The organism is Thiovibrio sp. JS02 (assembly GCF_053485635.1).
Genome location: NZ_CM130715.1, coordinates 2,110,334 through 2,128,280 on the forward strand (window position 1 = coordinate 2,110,334; position 17,947 = coordinate 2,128,280).

The 17,947-nt window shown below is 61.3% G+C and carries 18 protein-coding genes; 14 read left to right on the forward strand and 4 right to left on the reverse strand.

Features of this window, described 5'->3' with window-relative positions; all coding sequences use genetic code 11:
* The first annotated feature begins 294 nt into the window (after positions 1 to 294).
* From ACUUL3_RS09715 to ACUUL3_RS09755, 9 genes are all read left to right on the forward strand, one after another.
* Positions 295 to 1,587 (forward strand): radical SAM protein, encoded by a 1,293-nt coding sequence (locus ACUUL3_RS09715; protein ID WP_448550841.1) that lies wholly within the window; start codon positions 295 to 297, stop codon positions 1,585 to 1,587.
* Between the two features lie 20 nt (positions 1,588 to 1,607).
* The gene (locus ACUUL3_RS09720; RefSeq protein ID WP_448550843.1) at positions 1,608 to 3,029 is read left to right on the forward strand and encodes a CDP-archaeol synthase; all 1,422 of its coding nucleotides are present in this window, start codon (positions 1,608 to 1,610) and stop codon (positions 3,027 to 3,029) included.
* Positions 3,026 to 3,337: a 2Fe-2S iron-sulfur cluster-binding protein gene (locus ACUUL3_RS09725; RefSeq protein ID WP_448550844.1), complete on the forward strand. Its 312-nt coding sequence runs from the start codon at positions 3,026 to 3,028 to the stop codon at positions 3,335 to 3,337. Before ACUUL3_RS09720 ends, ACUUL3_RS09725 begins: the two co-directional genes overlap by 4 nt.
* 126 nt (positions 3,338 to 3,463) lie before the next feature.
* Positions 3,464 to 4,498 carry a rod shape-determining protein gene (locus tag ACUUL3_RS09730; RefSeq protein ID WP_448550846.1) on the forward strand — a complete coding sequence of 345 codons (1,035 nt, stop codon included), beginning with the start codon at positions 3,464 to 3,466 and terminating at the stop codon, positions 4,496 to 4,498.
* On the forward strand, positions 4,462 to 4,887 hold the full coding sequence (locus tag ACUUL3_RS09735) for a VanZ family protein (RefSeq protein WP_448550848.1): 426 nt from the start codon (positions 4,462 to 4,464) through the stop codon (positions 4,885 to 4,887). Before ACUUL3_RS09730 ends, ACUUL3_RS09735 begins: the two co-directional genes overlap by 37 nt.
* Before the next feature lie 137 nt (positions 4,888 to 5,024).
* Positions 5,025 to 5,486, forward strand: a complete 462-nt coding sequence (locus tag ACUUL3_RS09740; RefSeq protein ID WP_448550850.1) for a glycine zipper domain-containing protein — start codon at positions 5,025 to 5,027, stop codon at positions 5,484 to 5,486.
* Positions 5,487 to 5,743: 257 nt separating this feature from the next.
* Complete coding sequence (locus tag ACUUL3_RS09745; protein ID WP_448550852.1) at positions 5,744 to 6,676, forward strand: magnesium transporter CorA family protein; 933 nt, start codon at positions 5,744 to 5,746, stop codon at positions 6,674 to 6,676.
* A gap of 157 nt (positions 6,677 to 6,833) precedes the next feature.
* Positions 6,834 to 7,076, forward strand: coding sequence for a TM2 domain-containing protein (locus ACUUL3_RS09750; protein WP_448550853.1), 243 nt, complete (start codon positions 6,834 to 6,836; stop codon positions 7,074 to 7,076).
* 12 nt (positions 7,077 to 7,088) lie between these two features.
* Positions 7,089 to 7,490 carry a hypothetical protein gene (locus tag ACUUL3_RS09755; RefSeq protein ID WP_448550855.1) on the forward strand — a complete coding sequence of 134 codons (402 nt, stop codon included), beginning with the start codon at positions 7,089 to 7,091 and terminating at the stop codon, positions 7,488 to 7,490.
* Between the two features lie 122 nt (positions 7,491 to 7,612).
* On the opposite strand, the gene ACUUL3_RS09760 is transcribed toward ACUUL3_RS09755, so the two are convergent.
* The 3 genes from ACUUL3_RS09760 to ACUUL3_RS09770 form a co-directional block, all read right to left on the reverse strand.
* Complete coding sequence (locus ACUUL3_RS09760) at positions 7,613 to 8,410, reverse strand: C-GCAxxG-C-C family (seleno)protein (protein ID WP_448550857.1); 798 nt, start codon at positions 8,408 to 8,410, stop codon at positions 7,613 to 7,615.
* Between the two features lie 307 nt (positions 8,411 to 8,717).
* Positions 8,718 to 10,526 carry a SulP family inorganic anion transporter gene (locus ACUUL3_RS09765; protein ID WP_448550859.1) on the reverse strand — a complete coding sequence of 603 codons (1,809 nt, stop codon included), beginning with the start codon at positions 10,524 to 10,526 and terminating at the stop codon, positions 8,718 to 8,720.
* A gap of 12 nt (positions 10,527 to 10,538) precedes the next feature.
* Positions 10,539 to 11,072, reverse strand: a complete 534-nt coding sequence (locus ACUUL3_RS09770; protein ID WP_448550861.1) for a hypothetical protein — start codon at positions 11,070 to 11,072, stop codon at positions 10,539 to 10,541.
* Between the two features lie 157 nt (positions 11,073 to 11,229).
* Here ACUUL3_RS09770 and ACUUL3_RS09775 point away from each other — a divergent pair, with 157 nt between their 5' ends.
* A complete protein-coding gene (locus tag ACUUL3_RS09775; protein WP_448550863.1) occupies positions 11,230 to 11,592 on the forward strand; it encodes a diacylglycerol kinase in 363 nt (120 codons plus the stop codon).
* Between the two features lie 121 nt (positions 11,593 to 11,713).
* On the forward strand, positions 11,714 to 13,468 hold the full coding sequence (locus ACUUL3_RS09780) for a YcaO-like family protein (RefSeq protein WP_448550865.1): 1,755 nt from the start codon (positions 11,714 to 11,716) through the stop codon (positions 13,466 to 13,468).
* 28 nt (positions 13,469 to 13,496) lie between these two features.
* Here ACUUL3_RS09780 and ACUUL3_RS09785 read toward each other — a convergent pair whose 3' ends face one another.
* Positions 13,497 to 14,042: a DUF3617 domain-containing protein gene (locus ACUUL3_RS09785; protein ID WP_448550867.1), complete on the reverse strand. Its 546-nt coding sequence runs from the start codon at positions 14,040 to 14,042 to the stop codon at positions 13,497 to 13,499.
* Positions 14,043 to 14,309: 267 nt separating this feature from the next.
* Between ACUUL3_RS09785 and napF the strand changes: the two genes are divergently transcribed.
* The 3 genes from napF (at position 14,310) to napA (ending at position 17,938) form a co-directional block, all read left to right on the forward strand.
* Complete coding sequence (napF, locus tag ACUUL3_RS09790) at positions 14,310 to 14,786, forward strand: ferredoxin-type protein NapF (RefSeq protein ID WP_448550869.1); 477 nt, start codon at positions 14,310 to 14,312, stop codon at positions 14,784 to 14,786.
* 215 nt (positions 14,787 to 15,001) lie between these two features.
* Positions 15,002 to 15,277, forward strand: coding sequence for a chaperone NapD (locus ACUUL3_RS09795; protein ID WP_448550870.1), 276 nt, complete (start codon positions 15,002 to 15,004; stop codon positions 15,275 to 15,277).
* A 150-nt stretch (positions 15,278 to 15,427) separates the two neighbouring features.
* Positions 15,428 to 17,938 (forward strand): nitrate reductase catalytic subunit NapA, encoded by a 2,511-nt coding sequence (gene napA, locus ACUUL3_RS09800; RefSeq protein ID WP_448550872.1) that lies wholly within the window; start codon positions 15,428 to 15,430, stop codon positions 17,936 to 17,938.
* Positions 17,939 to 17,947: the final 9 nt, after the last annotated feature.

Here is a 17,947-nt window from a genome sequence, read left to right on the forward strand (position 1 = left end):
AGGGACAAAATACACAATTATCACAGAAATTCAATCACTCTTTGCAAATCCCGCCGGGCCGGGGAGCAGCGGGATTTGCAAAAGCCGCTGCCGATGCAGGCCGAAGGACCTTGCCTGGGCGTCACTCTTTCATTATTTTCAGAGGGTTGCCGTTCTGTCCATCAGAAAAGAAGCAAGAGACGTCAAGTTGGGTTGTTGATCGCAAAAAACTGATCTAGGATAGAGGATACGAAAAGAGACCCGGCCGGCCCTGAAAAGCAGAACGCCGAAACCAGAAAACCATTGCCAGAGACCATGCCCGTAAAACATCCCGAAAAAACACCCAGCCTGCTCTTTGCCAATGCGGCGGGCGAGATCAAGGATTTCCCGGAACTTCTGATGGCGGGCCGCAGCGGCTCCCATTTTTACCGGCCCAGGCCGGAAGAACTCATCCCTTTGCCAGAAGGCAGCGATATCTTTGTCCTGCCCGGCCGCAACCCGGTGGGCATCGACCCGGAAAGCGGCGAACCGCTGCTGCTCGCCGAAAACCCCGAAGACCCGGCGGCGGGCATCCAGGCGGTGGCCGCCTTCATGGCCCCGGCCCACACCGCCATCCACTGGGCCGCCTTTGAAAAATCGGCGAGCGCCCTGGCGCATCTGCCGCTTTTCGCCTACACGGCGGTGGGCTGGCTGGACGGCCGGTTCTGGGTCAGCGCCTTTCGCAGCGATCCGGACAAGCGCCAGGAGACGAAACGCTTTGAACCGGAAAACCTGCGACGCCGCACCGAACACCGGCTCAAGAACAACGAGCAGAACCGGCTCATCCAGCATCTGGGCAAGTGCTGCCTCACCTACCGCTGCCCGGCGGCGATCAACTACTTTCTCGACAAGTTCGAGGCGCCCCTGCCCACCTCGCCGGCCTGCAACGCCCAGTGCATCGGCTGCATCTCCCTGCAGCCCTCGGGCTGCTGCCCCTCCACCCAGGAACGGATCAAGTTCGTGCCGACGCCCAAGGAGATCGCGGAGATCGCCGTGCCCCACCTCAACAAGGTCAAGGGTGGGGTGGCCAGCTTCGGCCAGGGCTGCGAGGGCGAACCCCTGCTCCAGGCCAACACCATTGAAAAGGCCATCCTTCTGATCAGGAAACAGACGGGCAAAGGCACGGTGAACCTCAACAGCAACGCCAGCCTGCCCGAGGCAGTGGCCCGCCTGGCCCATGCCGGCCTCGATTCCATCCGGGTGAGCATGAACAGCGCCCGACCCGATTACCACCAGCGCTACTACCGGCCCAAGGGCTTCACCTTCGCGGACGTCAAGCAGTCGATCCGGGTCATGAAGCAGCACCACCGTTTCGTTTCCCTGAACTACTTCATTCTGCCCGGCTTCACCGACGACCCGGCGGAGTTCGCCGCCCTCTGCGACCTGGTTGCCGAGCTGAGGCCGGATTTCATTCAGCTCAGGAACCTCAACATGGATCCGGACTGGTACTTCGACGCGGTCAAGTTTGTTGCCGACGGCGAGCCCATGGGCATCCTCGCCTGGCACCGGCGGCTGAAAAAGCTCTTTCCCCACCTGCGCTTCGGCTACTTCAACCCGCCCCTGCGCTGAACAGGCACACGAAGGTACCCATGGCCGACACCCTGATCCTGCTCGCCTTTCTTTTCTGGGGCAACTTCCTGCCCCCCATAGCCAGCATGGCCCTGGCCGACCGTTTTTCCCGGCCGCTGGACAACAACCATATCTGGTTGGACGGCAGGCCCCTCTTCGGCTCCCACAAGACCATCCGCGGCATCGTCGCCTGCCTTGCCGGCTGCACCGCCGTCGCTCCCCTGCTCGGAGTTTCCTGGCGGACGGCAGCCCTGGCCGCCCTTCTCCTCATGCTCGGCGATCTTGTCTCGAGCTTTCTCAAGCGTCGCCTCCATTACCAAAGCGGCGAGCCGGTCTTCGGCCTGGATCAGCTCTTCGAGGGGCTGCTTCCCGCCCTTTACCTCGGCGACCAACTCGATCTTGCCTACTGGCAGATCCTCCTCGCCCTGGCCTGCTTTGTGCCGGTGGCCCACCTCGGCGCCCGCTTCTGGAAGAACATCCTCTACAAACCGCCCATGGAAAACTACCCCAGGGTGGTGCGCTCCACCGTGCGGCTGCGCGAGTGGCGTTCCTGCCACCAGCCCCTGGTGCGCTGGCATGCCTGGCTCAATCTCTCGAATTTTCTCTACAACCGGGTGCTGGTGAGCAGTTTCTTCAAACTCATCGGCCGCTACCAGGAGGGAATCGGCAATGCTCTGCGGCCCGAGGTGAGCGAGCAAACCTTTTTCTTCGCAAACCTGCCCCCCTCCTTTGACGGCCTCACCATCCTCCTGCTCACCGACCTTCACCTCGACGGCCTGCCGGGTCTTGCCGACATCGCCCTCGCGCGCATCGGGGAAAGGGGCTTCGACCTCTGCCTGGTGGGCGGCGACATCCGCATGAACACCTACGGACCCATCGCCCCCAGCCTCCGGGAGCTGCGCCGGCTTCTCGGTCCCATCAGAACCCGGGAAGGGATCTTCGGGGTCCTGGGCAACCACGACTGCATCGAGATGGTTCCGGACCTGGAAGAGGCGGGCATGCTCATGCTGGTCAACGATGCCTGGCAGGTAAGGCGCGGGGAGGAAAGCCTCTGGCTGGTGGGCATCGACGACCCCCATTACTACAGGACCCATGAGGTGAAAAAAGCCTGCGGCCTGGTGCCGGCCAACGGTTTTTCCATTCTCCTGGCCCACTCGCCCGAGGCATACGAGGAGGCGGCCCTTCAGCAGGTCGATCTCTACCTCTGCGGCCATACCCACGGCGGCCAGATCCGCCTGCCCACCGGCAAGCCGATTTACACCAACAGCAGGGCACCGCGCCATACGGCGGCCGGCCCCTGGCGGCACCGGAAAATGCAGGGTTACACAAGCCGCGGGGTCGGCGCCTCGGGCGCGCCCCTGCGCTTCAACTGCCCGGGCGAAATCACCGTTCTGACCCTGCGGCGGGGCCCGGCGAGTCAGGACCGGGAGGAGGAGATATGAGCAGCCGACCGGAAATCCATATCAAAAACCGCGACCTGCTGGTCACGGTGAACCCGGCCTTCAGCCTGCTCAACAATTACCTGATGCAGGATATCCCCATCCAGACCCTGTGCGGCGGCAAGGCCAAGTGCGGCCGCTGCCGCTTCAAGGTGCTGGAAGGTGGCAAGCACCTCAGCCCGGTGCGGCCGGCCGAGATCGCCCGGCTGGGGGAGGAACTGATCGCGGCGGGCTGGCGGCTCTCCTGCCAGAGCCATGCCCTGCGCAACGTGGTGATCGAGCTGCCCGACCCTGATGAAAAATTCAAGTGACGGCCGGCCCGCCGAAAAACGGCCTGACCCCTGCCCCGCATTGCTTCCTCTTGATAACACGAGGAAATATGTGTACATTGGGATAATGTTCTTTCCAGGCAAACACGCAGAGGAAAAACAAATCCCATGTTATCCATAGTCAAGCAGCTGTTCAGCCATCCGAATATCGCCATCGACCTCGGCACGGCCAATACCCGCATCTACGCCTCCGAGCGCGGGGCTTTCGAGGAAGAACCTTCCCTGATCCGCCACGTCAGCGACGGACAGAACGGCCATGATTCCGATCCATACCTGGGCTACCTGAACAGCAAGCTGGTCTCCTCCCCCCTGAAGGGGGGTGTCATCGTCGATGTCCAGAACGCCGTCAACCTGCTCAGGCCGCTGGTGAAACGCGCCCACCGCGGCTTCCGCCAGCCGATCTCCCTGGCCTGCGCGCCCACCGATACCTCTGAAAAAGAGCGGAAGCTTCTTGCCGAAGCCGTGCTGCATGCCGGCGCCAGCCACGTGGCCATCATCCCGGAAGTCTGGGCCGCCGCCATCGGCGCCGGCGTGGATGTTTCCCTGCCCTATGCCCAGATGCTCATCGACATCGGCGAGGGCGTTACCGACATGGCGGTGATCCGGGATGGCCGTCTTGTTTTCGCCACCGCCGTGCGCACCGCCTGCGCCGACCTGCAACGGGAAATCCGCAATGCCATCATCGCCCGGCACAAGGTGAGCCCCTTCCACCACGAGGTCCAACGGCTGACCCACGAGGTCAGATATATGCAGGCCCAGGATGGGAGCGCCGCCGATCTTCTCGCCGTGCAGGGCATGGACATCATCAAACGCAGGGAGATAACCGTTGAGGTGCCGAGCAGGGAGGTGATCGGGGCCATGCGCCCGGTTGTCCTGAAAATTCTCAAAATGATCGAGAGCGGCTTCAAAAGGCTGCCGGACAAGGTCGCCTGCGAGATATGCGAAACCGGAATCTGCCTCACCGGGGGTGGCAGTTGCATCACCGGCATGGATTCCTTGATCGCGGCGCGGACCAACCTGCCGGTGCGGGTCGCCACCGACCCCATTCATTCGGTAATCAACGGCGCGATCCAAACCCTGGAATACTGGAAGGAAAAGGAACACTGGTGGGAAAACATGGCCTGGCCCAGGCTGCCCTCATGATTTCCCGGGCAATGCCCGGGGCGCGCCTCCCCGGAACCCTCAAGCTCCTGCAGTTCTCCCTCTTCCTTGCCTATGCCACCTACGCCAGCCTCAGCCCCTATCCGTCCGGGGCCATGGAGGTCGTCTCCGACAAGCTCATCCACACGGCGGGCTATTTCCTCTTCTACCTCTCCACGGATCTGGCCTTTGCCCAGGACCGGCTGCGGCTCAACAAGCTGCTCCTGCTCTTTGCCTATTCCATGCTCATCGAGATATGCCAATACTTCATCCCCAGCCGCTCCTTCTCCCTGCTCGACCTGATGGCCAACCTGGCCGGCCTTCTCCTGGGACTGACCGTCTGCGCTTGGGCACACCGGCGCTTCCTGACCGGGCCGGCGCGCAGGTCCTGAACCAGGCCCCACGGAAAGGACGGGAAAAAAGAAAACGGGCATGGGGTCCGGCATTTTGTTCTGGTATAATGGGAAAAAGTTTCGCGCATCCGGCCCTGGCCGCTTCACACCAATCTTCCGTCCCCGAGGAGAAATCGATGAAAACACAATACCGATCAGCGACGACCACCCTGGCCCTCATCTGTATGCTCTTCAGCGCAGCCTGCGCCGGCACCACCCCTTCCAAGGGCACCGGCGGCGCGGCCATCGGCGCCGGCGTCGGCGCCCTTGCCGGCCAGGCCATCGGCCGCGATACCGAAGGCACTCTGATCGGCGCGGCAGTGGGCGGGCTGCTCGGCTATATCGTCGGCAACGAAATGGACAAGTACGACCAGGCGCGCCTCAATCAGGTCTACGAGAGTTCCCCCTCCAACCAGACCACCCAATGGGTCAATCCGGACACCAACCGCTCCTACAGCGTGACCCCGAAACCTGCCTACACGCAACCCTCCGGCCAGGTCTGCCGGGAGGCGGAGATTCTCGCCACCGTGGACGGCCGCCCGGAAAAGGTGGTCTCCGTTGCCTGCCGGGACAACACCGGCCGCTGGGTGGTTCAATAGGAATGCCGCTCCGGATGCCTTGCCCCTTGCGGGCAGGCCCAGCCCCGGCGTAACCGGCGAATCCCATTCCGGATTGGGGATTCGCCGGCCGCCTCGCCCCTTTCGGGTTTCCGGCGGCATTCTTGCCTGGAACCTCCTCTTTTGCTTTCAGGGAAAGCAGGCCGCATGCTATAATAGGCGCGTTTGCCAAGACCCGTTTCAACGAAAACCCGACCCAGTGCGCCGTTGCTGCGCCAACCGGAAAGGACGCAGCGCCCATGCTCACCTACATGAAACACAAGGCCGGGGGCCTCGCGGATGCCGCCTCCCTTGCCGAAAGCCAGATTGTCCGGGCTTTTGCCCCGACCCCGGCGGAAATCGCCCAACTCAGGGACGGTCTGCACATCCCCGAGGATTTTCTCCTGGCCGCCCTGGACCGCGACGAACGACCACGCATCGAGGTGGATGACGCCTGCCGCCTGCTGATCATCCGCATCCCGCACCACAATGCCGCCTCGGACACGCCCTATGTCACCATCGCCCTGGCCTTTATCCTCACCCCGGAACACATCGTCACGGTCTGCTCGGAGGAGTCCATGCTCTGGCGCGACCTCCTCGCCGGCCGCCGCAGCCGCCTCCCCTCGCCTGCGGACCGGGTATCCTTCCTTGCCACCCTGTTCCTGCAGGTGGCGCGGCAGTACCTTGTCTTCCTGCGCCAGATCCGCGACGAAGCCGATGCGGCGGAACGGGCCATCCACGGTTCCATGAAAAACGAAATGCTGATCCGCATGCTCAACCTGGAAAAATGCCTGGTCTTCTTCACCACCTCGCTCAGGGCGAACGAACCGCTCTGGGACCGTTTCCGGCGGATCCACGGCCGCGAGTTGACCGAGGACGAAAAGGATCTGATCGACGACGTCAAGATCGAGTTCCGACAGGCCCAGGATCTGGCCGACATCTACAGCAACATCCTGAGCGGCATGATGGACGCCTTTGCCTCCATCATCGCCAACAACCTCAACGTGGTGATGAAATTCCTCACCCTGATCACCATCATCCTCATGCTGCCCACGCTGATCGCCAGCATCTACGGGATGAATGTCGAACTGCCCTGGCAGCATTCTCCGCATGCCTTTCTCATTCCCATGGTGATTTCCCTGACCCTTTCCGCCATAGGCATCGCGGTGTTTTTCAAGAAAAAATGGTTTTAGCGGACCGCACGCGGCCAGGCCCGGCGCCGCATTCCATAAAAAATAGGGAGTACTCCTTATTGCAAAACGCCGAGCAATGACCTATTGATAATAATTACCACCTAACACATTTCCATATCATAAAAGTCTGTTCTGCCCCCTGGCCGAAAAAACGCCTATGCCCCAAACGCAAACCTCTCCCAAGTCACGCCTGGCATGCCTGCTGCTCTGCCTCTTTCTGGGCGCCCTGGGCGTGCACCGCTTTTACGTGGGCAAAACCGGCACCGGTATCCTCATGCTCCTGAGCCTGGGCGGCATCGGTATCTGGACCCTCATCGATCTGGTCATGATCATCGTCGGTTCCTTCAAGGACAAGGAAGGCAGGGTTGTCTTCAGATGGGCGGAGCCAGGGTCCATTTAAATGACAGGAACCATGAAAATCCAGTACCGGATCGACCCGGAAACAAAATTCATCACCCAGGAATTTCACGGCGAAATACTGTTGCGGGATATGCTCGGTTTCCTGGAAACCCTTTTTGCCGACCCGGCCTATCAGCCCCATTACGACGGGATCGCAGATCTGCGCGGCGCCATGCTCAACCTGAACTACGAAGAGGTCAAGGAGCTGGTCGCCTTCCAGAGCGGGCACCCGCGTTGCTCCTGCGGCGCCTGGGCGTTTCTGGCGGAAAAGCCCCTGAATTTCGGGGTGATGCGCATGTTCCTCTCCGTGGGCGACGGCTTGGGCATGGATCTCAATATCTTTGAAACGGAACGGGAAGTCCGCTACTGGCAGCAGAAACGGGTAGCCGCCAAAAAGCAGAACAAGGCATCCTGACCACCTCCCGCCCGCAACCGACGAAAAAAGGCCGCCCGCTGATGCGGGCGGCCTTTTTTTTGGTACGACATACAGCGCTTCCGGTGGTCGTCGGACCGAAAGCGCCGGGGAGGAAACCGGGATCAGGTCTTCTGAGCCTTGGGAGGAGTGGGAACATCGGAACCGTGACATTCCGTACAGTTCGGCTGGCCGGTGATGCCGAATTCCTTGCCGGGCGCCCAATCGCTGGTGGGGGTATACTTGCCGTCCTTCCAGTCGTTGAGCAACTCGACGAGATGATAGGCGACGCTGGCCGCCACCCTGGCGCAACGGTCCTTTCTTTCGGGGCTGCCCAGCGGCTTACCCGCGGCGCTCATCCACTTGCCCACGGAAACGTGACAGAGGGGGGATTCGGCGGTGGTCTTGATGATTTCCCCCTTTACCTTGGGCTCCTTGGGCATGAAAACGGGCTGGGGGGTATCGGAGTACCACTGCATCATGTCCGAGCCGATCTGATGTCCCGCTTCGGCGCCCGCGGTCCGTGGGCCGATGATGAGGTTGGCGACGATGTTGGCGCCGGCATTGGAGCCGCAGACCGTGCCCCAGCCCACCATGCCGCCTTCCAGGAAGACAAAGGCATCGACCGGGATGGAGGTGTAGGGTTCGCCCACCTTCTCACGCAGCTGGCTGAACACGCTGCTGATAACGGCAGCGCCGCAGAACACCCTGTACCATTCGTTGTAGGCAAGCTCCGCGGTTTTGGCGGGATCGAGTTTCTCATAGGGCCAGGGCCATTTGTCGGCGGCTCCCCCCTTGGCCTGGGCAATACCCGGCCAGGCGCTGAACTGGGCGAGGGCGGTGCCCGCGGCAAGAACCCCTGCACCAATTACCATCTGCCGGCGCGACAATCCCTTGCTGTCCATGCTTTCATCAGACTTCATCGACTCTTCCTCCGTATTGTTGGGTAAAGTCTCTCCCCGCGGCGTCATGCCCGGAAGCCTCCCCCGTTTTCAACCTGGGTCATCCGTGAAGAACGCCCCATCCCGGTTGGGGAAAGAGGCGAATATGTCGATATGTACCACAAAATGGCATCCTACTTTGTGGCATATGTTAGCACCGCGTTAGCAGCAGACAAATATGGCAAATTGTCGCAGCGGCAAAAAAATTGCCGCTGGGAGGGAAAAATGCCAGGGCAGAGGGAGACGGCCCCGGAAAAGAGGAGTGACAAGGGGATGGCGGTTCGCGCGGTCAGGCCGAGGCCGTGTCCCCTTTGCCAGGGCCGGGCGGCGGCAGGGTCATGCACTCCAGAAAGATCCGCCTGGTGCAGCGGGCGCAGACCTCTTTGTCCAGGCGGGTGAAGATTTCCGCGATGGCTTCATCCTTGGATTCGAAGATGTTCTCAGCCCCGATTGCATCCAGATAGCCGCCTTTTTCGATATGGTCGCAGACCGGTTTTTTGATGTCGTAGAGATAGAGGCGCCCGCCCTCCGCCTTTTCCGTCCTGACCAGTTCGGCGAGAAAATCGGCGCCGGCCATGTCGATGAAGTTGATTCCGGAAAAAATCAGGAGCAGATGCCTTTGCTCGGGCTGGGTGCGGTGCATGGCCGCAAGCCTCTCCTGAACATGGTTGATGGCCCCGAAGAAGAGCGAACCGTCGATGCGGACGATCTTCAGCTGCGGGCACTCGGGCAGGGACGGATCGGTGGTGAAGGAGCGCATGGGATGGCGGGGGTCCGGCACCCGGCTCAAGACCCGGGGATGCGAGGTACGGTTGAGATAGAGGACCAGGGAGAGGAGAACGCCGAGGAAGATGGCGAATTCAAGCTCCAGAAAGAGGGTGGCCAGAAAGGTGGTGACCAGGATCACGCTCTCCTGCCTGCTGGTCAGCAAAATCCGCTTGATGTGGTGGAAATCGATGAGTCCCCAGGCCACGAGAATGAGGATGCCGGCCATGGCGGCATTGGGCAGATAGACGGCCCAGGGGGCGACGAGGAGCACCACCACCATCAGGAAGCCGCCGGCAAAAATCGCCGCCAGCGGGGTTTTGGCGCCGGCCTGGAAGTTGAGGCCGCTCCGGTTGAAGGAGCCGGTGGCCACGTAGCCGGAGAAAAAACTGCCGGCGATGTTGGAAAGCCCCTGGCCGATGAACTCCTGGTTGCCGTCAAGATGCTGCCCCGTCTTGGCCGAGAGGGCGCGGGCGATGGAAACCGCCTCGGTCAGGGCGAACAGCGTGGTCGCCACCGCGGCAGGGGCCAGCATCTTGATGTTTGCCAGGGTAAAATGCGGGGCGGAAAGGGGCGGCAGCGAAGAGGGCAGGGCCCCGACCACCGGGATGGCGGCGACCTCCACCCCAACCCGCCGGGAGATGACGAAGGCCGCTGCACAGCCGACCAGCATGGAAACGATCATGTAGGGAAACCTGGGGCTCAGGCGCCTGATGATGAGCCCGGAGGCCATGGTCAGCAGCCCCACCCCCAACACATAGAGGTTGTAGTCCTGCCACTGGCTCGCCACCGCATGGACGGTATGGTGCAGATGGCCGCCCCTGGGCACGGAGACCGCGAAAAGATGCTTGAGCTGGCTTGCGGCGATGAGGATTGCCGCGCCGGCGGTGAAGCCGACCACCACCGAATGGGAAATGAAGTTGACCAGGGCGCCCAGCCGCGCGAATCCCATGGCCAATTGAATCAGGCCGACCATCATGGTCAGGGTGAGCGCCAGCTGCACGTACTCGGCGCTGCCCGGCGCCGCATACTTGCTCAGAGAGGAAAAAAGGACGATGGAGGCCGCGGTGGTGGGGCCGGAAACCAGAAGCCAGGAGGAGCCGAACAGGGCCGCGACAATGGCCGGAACCATCCCGGCATAGAGGCCGTATTCCGGAGGCATGCCGGCGATGGTGGCAAAGGCCACGCCCTGGGGCAGGGCGACCACCGCGCCGGTGAGGCCGGCGAGCAGGTCGTCGCGCATGGTTCTCCGGCTGACCTGAGGCCACCATTTCAGAAAAGGAGCCAGATAGGCGCGCCAGCTGCCGGAATCCGCGTAAGGGCTGTTTTCCATGCGCATCCCCCCTCAGACGCCCTGGTCCCGGAATCCTTCCCGCAGCACGCTGTATTTGCCGGTTTCCACATCCAGGTCGTAGATGTTGAAATTGCTCCGCATGTCGAGCCCCTCATGATGCACGGCGAAGTTGAGAGAGGCCGAGCCTTCCGGCCCGCTGACGATGCGGTGGAACACATACCTGGGCCAGACCAGCATGGCCGGGCCGTCGAAAAGTACCTCCCCTTCCTGGAGGATCCGGCCGGGGGTGACGGTAAACCTTTGCAGGCCGTGCCCCGCCAGGAAGATATCCACCTGGCGCGTACCAAAAAGGACGATGAGATTGTCGTCCTGGTGGGGATGCATGTACCACGGCCGCGCTGTCATGCCGATGGGGCCGGGAGATACCGCGCTTTTTTCGTGGATCACCCGGTCGATGGCGTTGATGCGCGGCAGCGCCTCCATGGGCACGTTGTCGAAAAAAACACCGGGCGTGCGCCGAAGTGGTTTCAGGGGAATGATCCGATAAAACCCGGGCACCTCCTTGCAGACTGGAATACCGACCATCTGCCTCTCCTCCTGTTAGCGTCCGAAAAGATATTCTTCTCGACTAAATATTTTTTATGGTACTGTCATTGTCGCAATTTTATCGGATTCCGAAAAGGGATAATTGACCACGGCCCACGGGAAGCAAGTCGCCGGGGCGGCAACGGAGCGTATCTCAATGAATAAGAAAAGCGGCAGCGGCCTTACCAGGATCGTCAACGCCTTCGGCTGGTCCATGGCCGGCCTCGCGGCGGCCTGCAGGCACGAAAAGGCCTTCCAGCAGGAACTGGCCCTGGTCCTCCTCCTCGCCCCCCTCGCCCTCTGGCTGGGAAAAACCGGCCCGGAAAAGGCCCTGCTCCTCTCCGCCCTCTTTCTGGTGCTCATCACCGAGATCGTCAACAGCGCCATCGAGGCCGTGGTGGACCGCTTCGGCGGCGAGATCCATCCCCTGTCCGGCCGCGCCAAGGACATGGGCTCCGCCGCCGTCTTTCTGGCCCTGGCCAATGTCGTGGCGGTCTGGCTCCTGGTTCTTCTCTTCTAGCCAAAATATCCCACATTGTGGTAGCGCCTTCCTCTTGACAACCGTCCCGTTGTCGGCAATAATCCGCAGCGTTCCTCCGGCATATTTTATTGTTTTTACGATTTAAGATACAGGTGCAGCCATGAGACCATCCCCCATCCGCCCCCAGGACTGTTACAAACACTACACCATGGACCAGGACAAGGTCTGCAGCCCCATGGAAACGGTCAACCGCTTCAAGGAGCGTCTGAAGGAAGTGAACCTCGACATCCTCAAGGAGGTGCGCCGCATCGACAACGGCCGCCTGGACATCCCGGTTTATTTCAGCGTCTGCGGCAAGGATGCCCGAATGGTGATCGGCAACAAGAAGCAGATGGGCAAGGGCAGCTCGCCGGAACAGTCCCAGGCCAGCGCCTGCATGGAACTGGCCGAGCGCTTCAGCTTCTTTGCCTTCAAGAAAAACGAGGCGAATTTCATCACCGACACCTACGCCAACCTGAAAAAACAGGGCCAGCCCCTGCTGCCCCTGGTGCGCCTGCTGCTCTCGGTGCATGACGAAAAAACCGACATCGCCACCCTGGAGCGGCTCATCGAGGACATTCCCATCCAGTGGACCTGGGCCACCAACCTGGGCAGCGGCGAGCTGCTGCTGGTCCCCTTCAGCTGGTTTTACGCGATCAACGAGTTCAACGGCCCCTCCGCCGGCAACACCTACGAGGAGGCGATCCTCCAGGGGATCAGCGAGATCGTCGAGCGCCACGTCTGCGCGGTGGTGAACCACGGCAGGCTCGTCACCCCGGCCATCGATCCGGAGAGCGTCACCGACCCGGTGGCCCGCGAGCTGATCGATAAGTTCCGCAAAAACGGCATCGAACTCTACATGAACGATTTCAGCCTCGATACCGGCATCCCCACGGTGGCGGCGCTGGCCATCGACCGTTCCACCTTTCCGGAGTCAAGCGAGATCGTCTACACGGCCGGCACCACCCCGGACCCGGAAAAGGCCCTGATCCGGGCACTGACCGAGGTGGCGCAACTGGCAGGCGATTTCAACACCAGGGCCAACTATGTGGCCAGCGGCCTGCCCAAGCCCCTTTCCATGGAAGAGGTGCGCTACCTCACCCATCCGGGCGGAACCGTCTCCATCCACGATCTGCCCAAGCTCGCCGACGACAACATGAAGGTGGAGATCGACAACTGCCTGGCCGCCCTTGCCAGGCTCGGCCTTGAGGTGCTGGTGGTGAACACCATGCACGAGAAACTCAAGATCCCCACCATCTACACCATCGTCCCGGGTTGCCATTTCCGGGAGCGTTCCATGATCAACAACGTGGGCCTGTTCGCGGCGAAACTCGCGGCGGAACGGATCGGCGATCCCGACGCGCAGCTCGCCCAGCTTATGAAGATGCAGCGCTTTCTGCCCGATGCCTATTATCTGGAATACTACCTTGGCAAGAACATGCAGGCCAAGGGGGAGCTGGCGAGCGCGGTGGCCCACCTTGAGCGGGCCCTGACCTTAAACCCGGAGGAGGAGGACATCCCCTACATTTATTCCCACCTGGGCGACTGCCTGAAGGACATGGGGGAATACGCACAGGCCATCGCCGCCCTCAACAGGGGCGCGGAGTACGACGAAGAGCGGCCGGACATCCACAACCTGCTCGGCTTCTGCCATTTCAAGCTGGCCGACTACGAAACCGCCATCCGCCACTTCAACCGCACCGTGGAGCTGAACCCGGCCTCGGCCATCGATTACGCCAACCTGGGCGTCAATTACAAGAAGCTGGACAAGGCCGAGGAGGCGATCAAGTATTTCCAGCTCGCCCTCTCCCTGGACCCGAGCATCGAGTTTGCCCACAGCCATCTGGCCGAGCTGATCGGGGCGGAGCACCCTTAGGCCAGCCCGGCCGGGCTTGCCCAGGGGCTTAGAACCCGAACATCTCCTTCATCTTCCTGGCACCGTCGAGGAGAGGATCACCCGATCCCTCGCCGCTGCCGCCGGGGACAGAGCCGTCTTTCGGCGGGGCAGTGAATTTCGGCTCCTCATACTTGCAGGAACCGACCTTCTTGCCTTCGTAGGAGGTGGCCATCTCGAACGGTTCGCCGCCCTGCTTGCCCTGCATCTGCATCCTGCCGCTGTAATGACCGGGCCCGTATTCCATCTCGCCGTTGCCGGTCATGGGATTTTCGCCGGTACAGACCATCTTCCAGGTCATTTTGTTGCCGGAAACCTTGACATCGGTCATCTTGCACTGCTGATTGGGATCCTGGGGAATGGACTTGGAAGGATCCTTTTCCTGTCCTTTGGGGATGCAGACCGTCACGGTCTGCGCCGGCATGGGAAAAGGCATGCCGGGCATTTCGGTTTTTGAGCGAACCTCCCACAATTCGTCCGGCCCTTCCCCTGCTGCCGCAGAACCGGTGCAGCAGAGCAATATCGCAAAAGCAGAGAACATTTCTTTCTTCTTCATAATGCGCTCCTGGTCATAATGAATTTGCTTGCATCCTCAAGCGGGAGAAATCTTTTGCTGCACGAAAGAAACAGGGCCGGCTGGCCTCGAGGTTGACGGACAATGCCCCGATGACCGCCGACTCTCTTAAAAAATTACCAAAATCATGGAATAATAGCAAAAGGGAACTCCATGGCTTGTTTGGACATATTGACAAGCCGCAGCATTTTCCGGTAATTGGCGGAATAGAGTCGCAAATTACCTCTCACCCTGAAAAAAGGCCTTCCCATGATCAAGGATTTCAGCCGCCGCCTCTTCCTGCGGGGAGGAAAGCCCCTCCCCATCCGGCCGCCCTGGGCGCTGCCGGAAAACGAGTTTGTCGCGTCCTGCACCAGATGCGGGGCCTGCCTCAGCCATTGCCCGCAACAGATCCTCGAGCCCGACCGGGCCGGATTTCCGCGGGTGAACTTCAGCAGGGGCGAATGCACCTTCTGCGGGGAATGCGTCCGGCAATGCCTGCCCCAGGCCCTGATTGCCCTGCCCGGCGCTCTCCCCTGGCGCCGCAAGGCCGTCATTGCCGAAACCTGCCTCAATGTGCGCGGCATCCAATGTCGAACCTGCGGCGAGCAGTGCGAGCGGCAGGCCATCCTCTTTCGCCCCGCGCCAGGGGGACACACCCTGCCCCGGTTGGTCGTGGCCGAATGCAACGGCTGCGGGGCCTGCTTTGCGGTGTGCCCGGTTCAGGCCATCAGCATCACCTCCTGACCCACCCTCACGAAGGCCGGCCCGGCCTCACCATGCCACCAAACGGTAACATCCATCCCTGCCAAACGGTAACCACTCGGTAACACTCCCCAATTCGGAACATTGAATTTCCACGCAAATTCAATGCTTGACTTTCCTGGCACGCCTGTTGCTATCCTGTATCCAGGAATACTTGGAAAGCCATCAGCCGCACGCTGTCCGCCCTGGGAATTTCAATGGAAAACACGGGAGGAGGAAAGGAAAAGATGCATATCGCCGGTGTTCTCGTCCACGCAAAACCGAATTTCACGGATCAGGTCGCAGCGACGCTTCGCAACCTCCCCGGACTCGAAATCCACGCCCGCACAAACGACAACCGCTTTGTCGTCACCATTTTTGAACAACACGATGCCGTGATCTCCGAAACCCTGCGAAAGCTCCACGATGTCGAGGGGGTGTTGTCCGCGGCCATGGTCTACCAGCATTGCGAAGAAGAAGATCCAACGGCATGACATAACCTGTTTTATCCCCTTGTTCCCCGGCAGACTTCCATTCGGCCCGGGAAGACGGATCAGAAAGTTACAGGACAAGAGCCCTTGTGGACGTGTCTGAATTTCGAGTGCAATAATCAGCGGGAATCTCGCGCAGGAGGAGGAAAGTGTATGGAACTGACAAGGCGTAATTTCATCAAGGCCAACGCCATCGCGGCCACCGCCCTGGCGGCCGGCATCTCGCTGCCGGAGGGCAAGGCCGTTGCCGCAACAGAGGATCCGGCCATCCGCTGGGACAAGGCGCCCTGCCGATTCTGCGGCACCGGCTGCAGCGTCCTGATCGGCAGCAAGGACGGGCGGGTGGTGGCCACCCAGGGCGACCCGGATGCGCCGGTCAACAAGGGCTTGAACTGCATCAAGGGCTATTTCCTTTCCAAAATCATGTACGGCAAAGATCGCCTGACCCGCCCCCTGCTGCGTATGAAAAACGGCAGGTTCGACAAGAACGGCGACTTCACCCCGGTGAGCTGGGAACAGGCCTTTGACACCATGGCCGCCAAATGGAAAGAGGCCATGCGGAAAAAGGGCCCCAGCGGGGTGGGCATGTTCGGCTCTGGCCAATGGACCATCTGGGAAGGCTATGCCGCGGCCAAACTCCACAAGGCCGGTTTCCGCTCCAACAACATCGACCCCAACGCCCGCCACTGCATGGCCTCGGCCGTGGCCGGTTTCATGCGCACCTTCGGCTCCGACGAACCCATGGGCTGCTACGACGATCTGGAACATGCCGACGCCTTTGTCCTCTGGGGCTCCAACATGGCGGAGGCGCACCCCATCCTCTGGTCCCGCCTCACCGACCGCAGGCTCACCGCCCCCCATGTCAAGGTGGCGGTGCTCTCCACCTTCGAGAACCGCTGTTTCGAGCTGGCCGACCTGGGGCTGATCATGAAGCCGCAATCAGACCTGGCCATTCTCAATTATATCGCCAACCACATCATCGAAAACAACAAGATCAACGAGGCCTTTGTCAAAAAATCGGTCAACTTCAAACGGGGCGCAACCGACATCGGCTATGGACTCAGGCCCAACGATCCGCGGGAACAGCAGGCCAAGAACGCCGCCAAAGCCGGGGCCGCCGAGCCCATGAATTTTGAGGAGTATAAAGCCTTTGTGGCCGAATACACCCTGGAGAAGGCGCACCAGCTTTCCGGGGTTCCCAAGGAGCAGCTTGAGGCCCTGGCCAGGATATACGCCGACCCGAAGATCAAGGTGGTTTCCTACTGGACCATGGGTTTCAACCAGCATGTCCGCGGCACCTGGGCCAACAATCTGGTCTACAACCTCCACCTGCTCACCGGCAAGATTTCCGAGCCGGGCAACGGCCCCTTTTCCCTCACCGGCCAGCCCTCGGCCTGCGGCACGGCCCGCGAGGTGGGCACCTTTGCCCACCGGCTGCCGGCGGACATGGTGGTCGACAATCCGGGGCACCGCGCCTTCAGCGAAAAGATCTGGCAGCTGCCGGAAGGCACCCTGCCGGACAAGATCGGCTTCCACGCGGTCCTGATGCAGCGCAAGCTGCGCGACAAGGAAATGAACTGCTACTGGCAGCTCTGCAACAACAACATGCAGGCCGGCCCCAACATCAACGGCGAGATGTATCCGGGCTGGCGCGATCCGGAAAACTTCATCGTCGTCTCCGACCCCTATCCCACCGTCTCCGCCATGGCCGCCGACCTGATTCTGCCCACCGCCATGTGGGTGGAAAAGGAAGGCGCCTACGGCAACGCCGAACGCCGCACCCAGTTCTGGCGGCAACAGATCAAGGCGCCGGGCGAATCTCGGTCCGACCTCTGGCAGGTGGTGGAATTCGCCAAGCGCTTCAAGGTCGAAGAGGTCTGGCCCGCCGAGCTGCTGGCCAAAAAACCGGAGTACAAAGGCAAAACCCTCTACGACGTGCTCTTTGCCAACGGCGTGGTGAACAAATATCCCAAGCAGGCAATCAAGGACCTGGCCGGCAAGGCCTACCCCAATTCGGAGATGGAGCACTTCGGCTTTTATCTCCAGAAGGGGCTCTTCGAGGAATACCGCCGTTTCAGCCTGGAAGGCCCCAAAAAGGGCCACGAGCTGGGCGAATTCGACCAGTACCACAAGGCGCGCGGCCTGCGCTGGCCGGTGATCGGCGGCAAGGAAACCCTCTGGCGCTACCGCGAGGGCTATGATCCCCATGTCAAGGCCGGCGAGGGGGTGGTCTTCTACGGCAACCAGGACGGCAAGGCCAACATCTTCGCCCTGCCCTACGAACCGCCCGCCGAATCCCCGGACCAGGAATACGACCTCTGGCTCTGCACCGGCCGGATCCTCGAACACTGGCATTCCGGCTCCATGACCCAGCGGGTGCCGGAGCTGTACAGGGCCGCGCCCAGTGCCGTGGTGTTCATGCACCCGGAGGACGCGGAAAAACGTGGACTCAGCCGCGGCATGGCGGCAAAGATCACCTCCAGGCGCGGCGAGATCCTGGCCACCGTGGAAACCCGGGGCCGCAACAAAATGCCGGCAGGGTCGATCTTTGTCCCCTTTTTCGACGAGCGCCGCCTGATCAACAAGCTGACCCTGGACGCCACCTGCCCCATTTCCAAGGAAACGGATTTCAAGAAATGCGCGGTCAAGGTCAGCAAGGCATAGGACAAGGGC

What these genes read in the sequence shown, in the direction of transcription:
- ACUUL3_RS09715 (WP_448550841.1), top strand. Translation starts at nt 295, where the DNA reads ATGCCCGTAAAACATCCCGAAAAAACACCCAGCCTGCTCTTTGCCAAT.
- ACUUL3_RS09720 (WP_448550843.1), top strand. Translation starts at nt 1,608, where the DNA reads ATGGCCGACACCCTGATCCTGCTCGCCTTTCTTTTCTGGGGCAACTTC.
- ACUUL3_RS09725 (WP_448550844.1), top strand. Translation starts at nt 3,026, where the DNA reads ATGAGCAGCCGACCGGAAATCCATATCAAAAACCGCGACCTGCTGGTC.
- ACUUL3_RS09730 (WP_448550846.1), top strand. Translation starts at nt 3,464, where the DNA reads ATGTTATCCATAGTCAAGCAGCTGTTCAGCCATCCGAATATCGCCATC.
- ACUUL3_RS09740 (WP_448550850.1), top strand. Translation starts at nt 5,025, where the DNA reads ATGAAAACACAATACCGATCAGCGACGACCACCCTGGCCCTCATCTGT.
- ACUUL3_RS09745 (WP_448550852.1), top strand. Translation starts at nt 5,744, where the DNA reads ATGCTCACCTACATGAAACACAAGGCCGGGGGCCTCGCGGATGCCGCC.
- ACUUL3_RS09750 (WP_448550853.1), top strand. Translation starts at nt 6,834, where the DNA reads ATGCCCCAAACGCAAACCTCTCCCAAGTCACGCCTGGCATGCCTGCTG.
- ACUUL3_RS09755 (WP_448550855.1), top strand. Translation starts at nt 7,089, where the DNA reads ATGAAAATCCAGTACCGGATCGACCCGGAAACAAAATTCATCACCCAG.
- ACUUL3_RS09760 (WP_448550857.1), bottom strand. Translation starts at nt 8,410, where the DNA reads ATGAAGTCTGATGAAAGCATGGACAGCAAGGGATTGTCGCGCCGGCAG.
- ACUUL3_RS09765 (WP_448550859.1), bottom strand. Translation starts at nt 10,526, where the DNA reads ATGGAAAACAGCCCTTACGCGGATTCCGGCAGCTGGCGCGCCTATCTG.
- ACUUL3_RS09770 (WP_448550861.1), bottom strand. Translation starts at nt 11,072, where the DNA reads ATGGTCGGTATTCCAGTCTGCAAGGAGGTGCCCGGGTTTTATCGGATC.
- ACUUL3_RS09775 (WP_448550863.1), top strand. Translation starts at nt 11,230, where the DNA reads ATGAATAAGAAAAGCGGCAGCGGCCTTACCAGGATCGTCAACGCCTTC.
- ACUUL3_RS09780 (WP_448550865.1), top strand. Translation starts at nt 11,714, where the DNA reads ATGAGACCATCCCCCATCCGCCCCCAGGACTGTTACAAACACTACACC.
- ACUUL3_RS09785 (WP_448550867.1), bottom strand. Translation starts at nt 14,042, where the DNA reads ATGAAGAAGAAAGAAATGTTCTCTGCTTTTGCGATATTGCTCTGCTGC.
- napF (WP_448550869.1), top strand. Translation starts at nt 14,310, where the DNA reads ATGATCAAGGATTTCAGCCGCCGCCTCTTCCTGCGGGGAGGAAAGCCC.
- ACUUL3_RS09795 (WP_448550870.1), top strand. Translation starts at nt 15,002, where the DNA reads ATGGAAAACACGGGAGGAGGAAAGGAAAAGATGCATATCGCCGGTGTT.
- napA (WP_448550872.1), top strand. Translation starts at nt 15,428, where the DNA reads ATGGAACTGACAAGGCGTAATTTCATCAAGGCCAACGCCATCGCGGCC.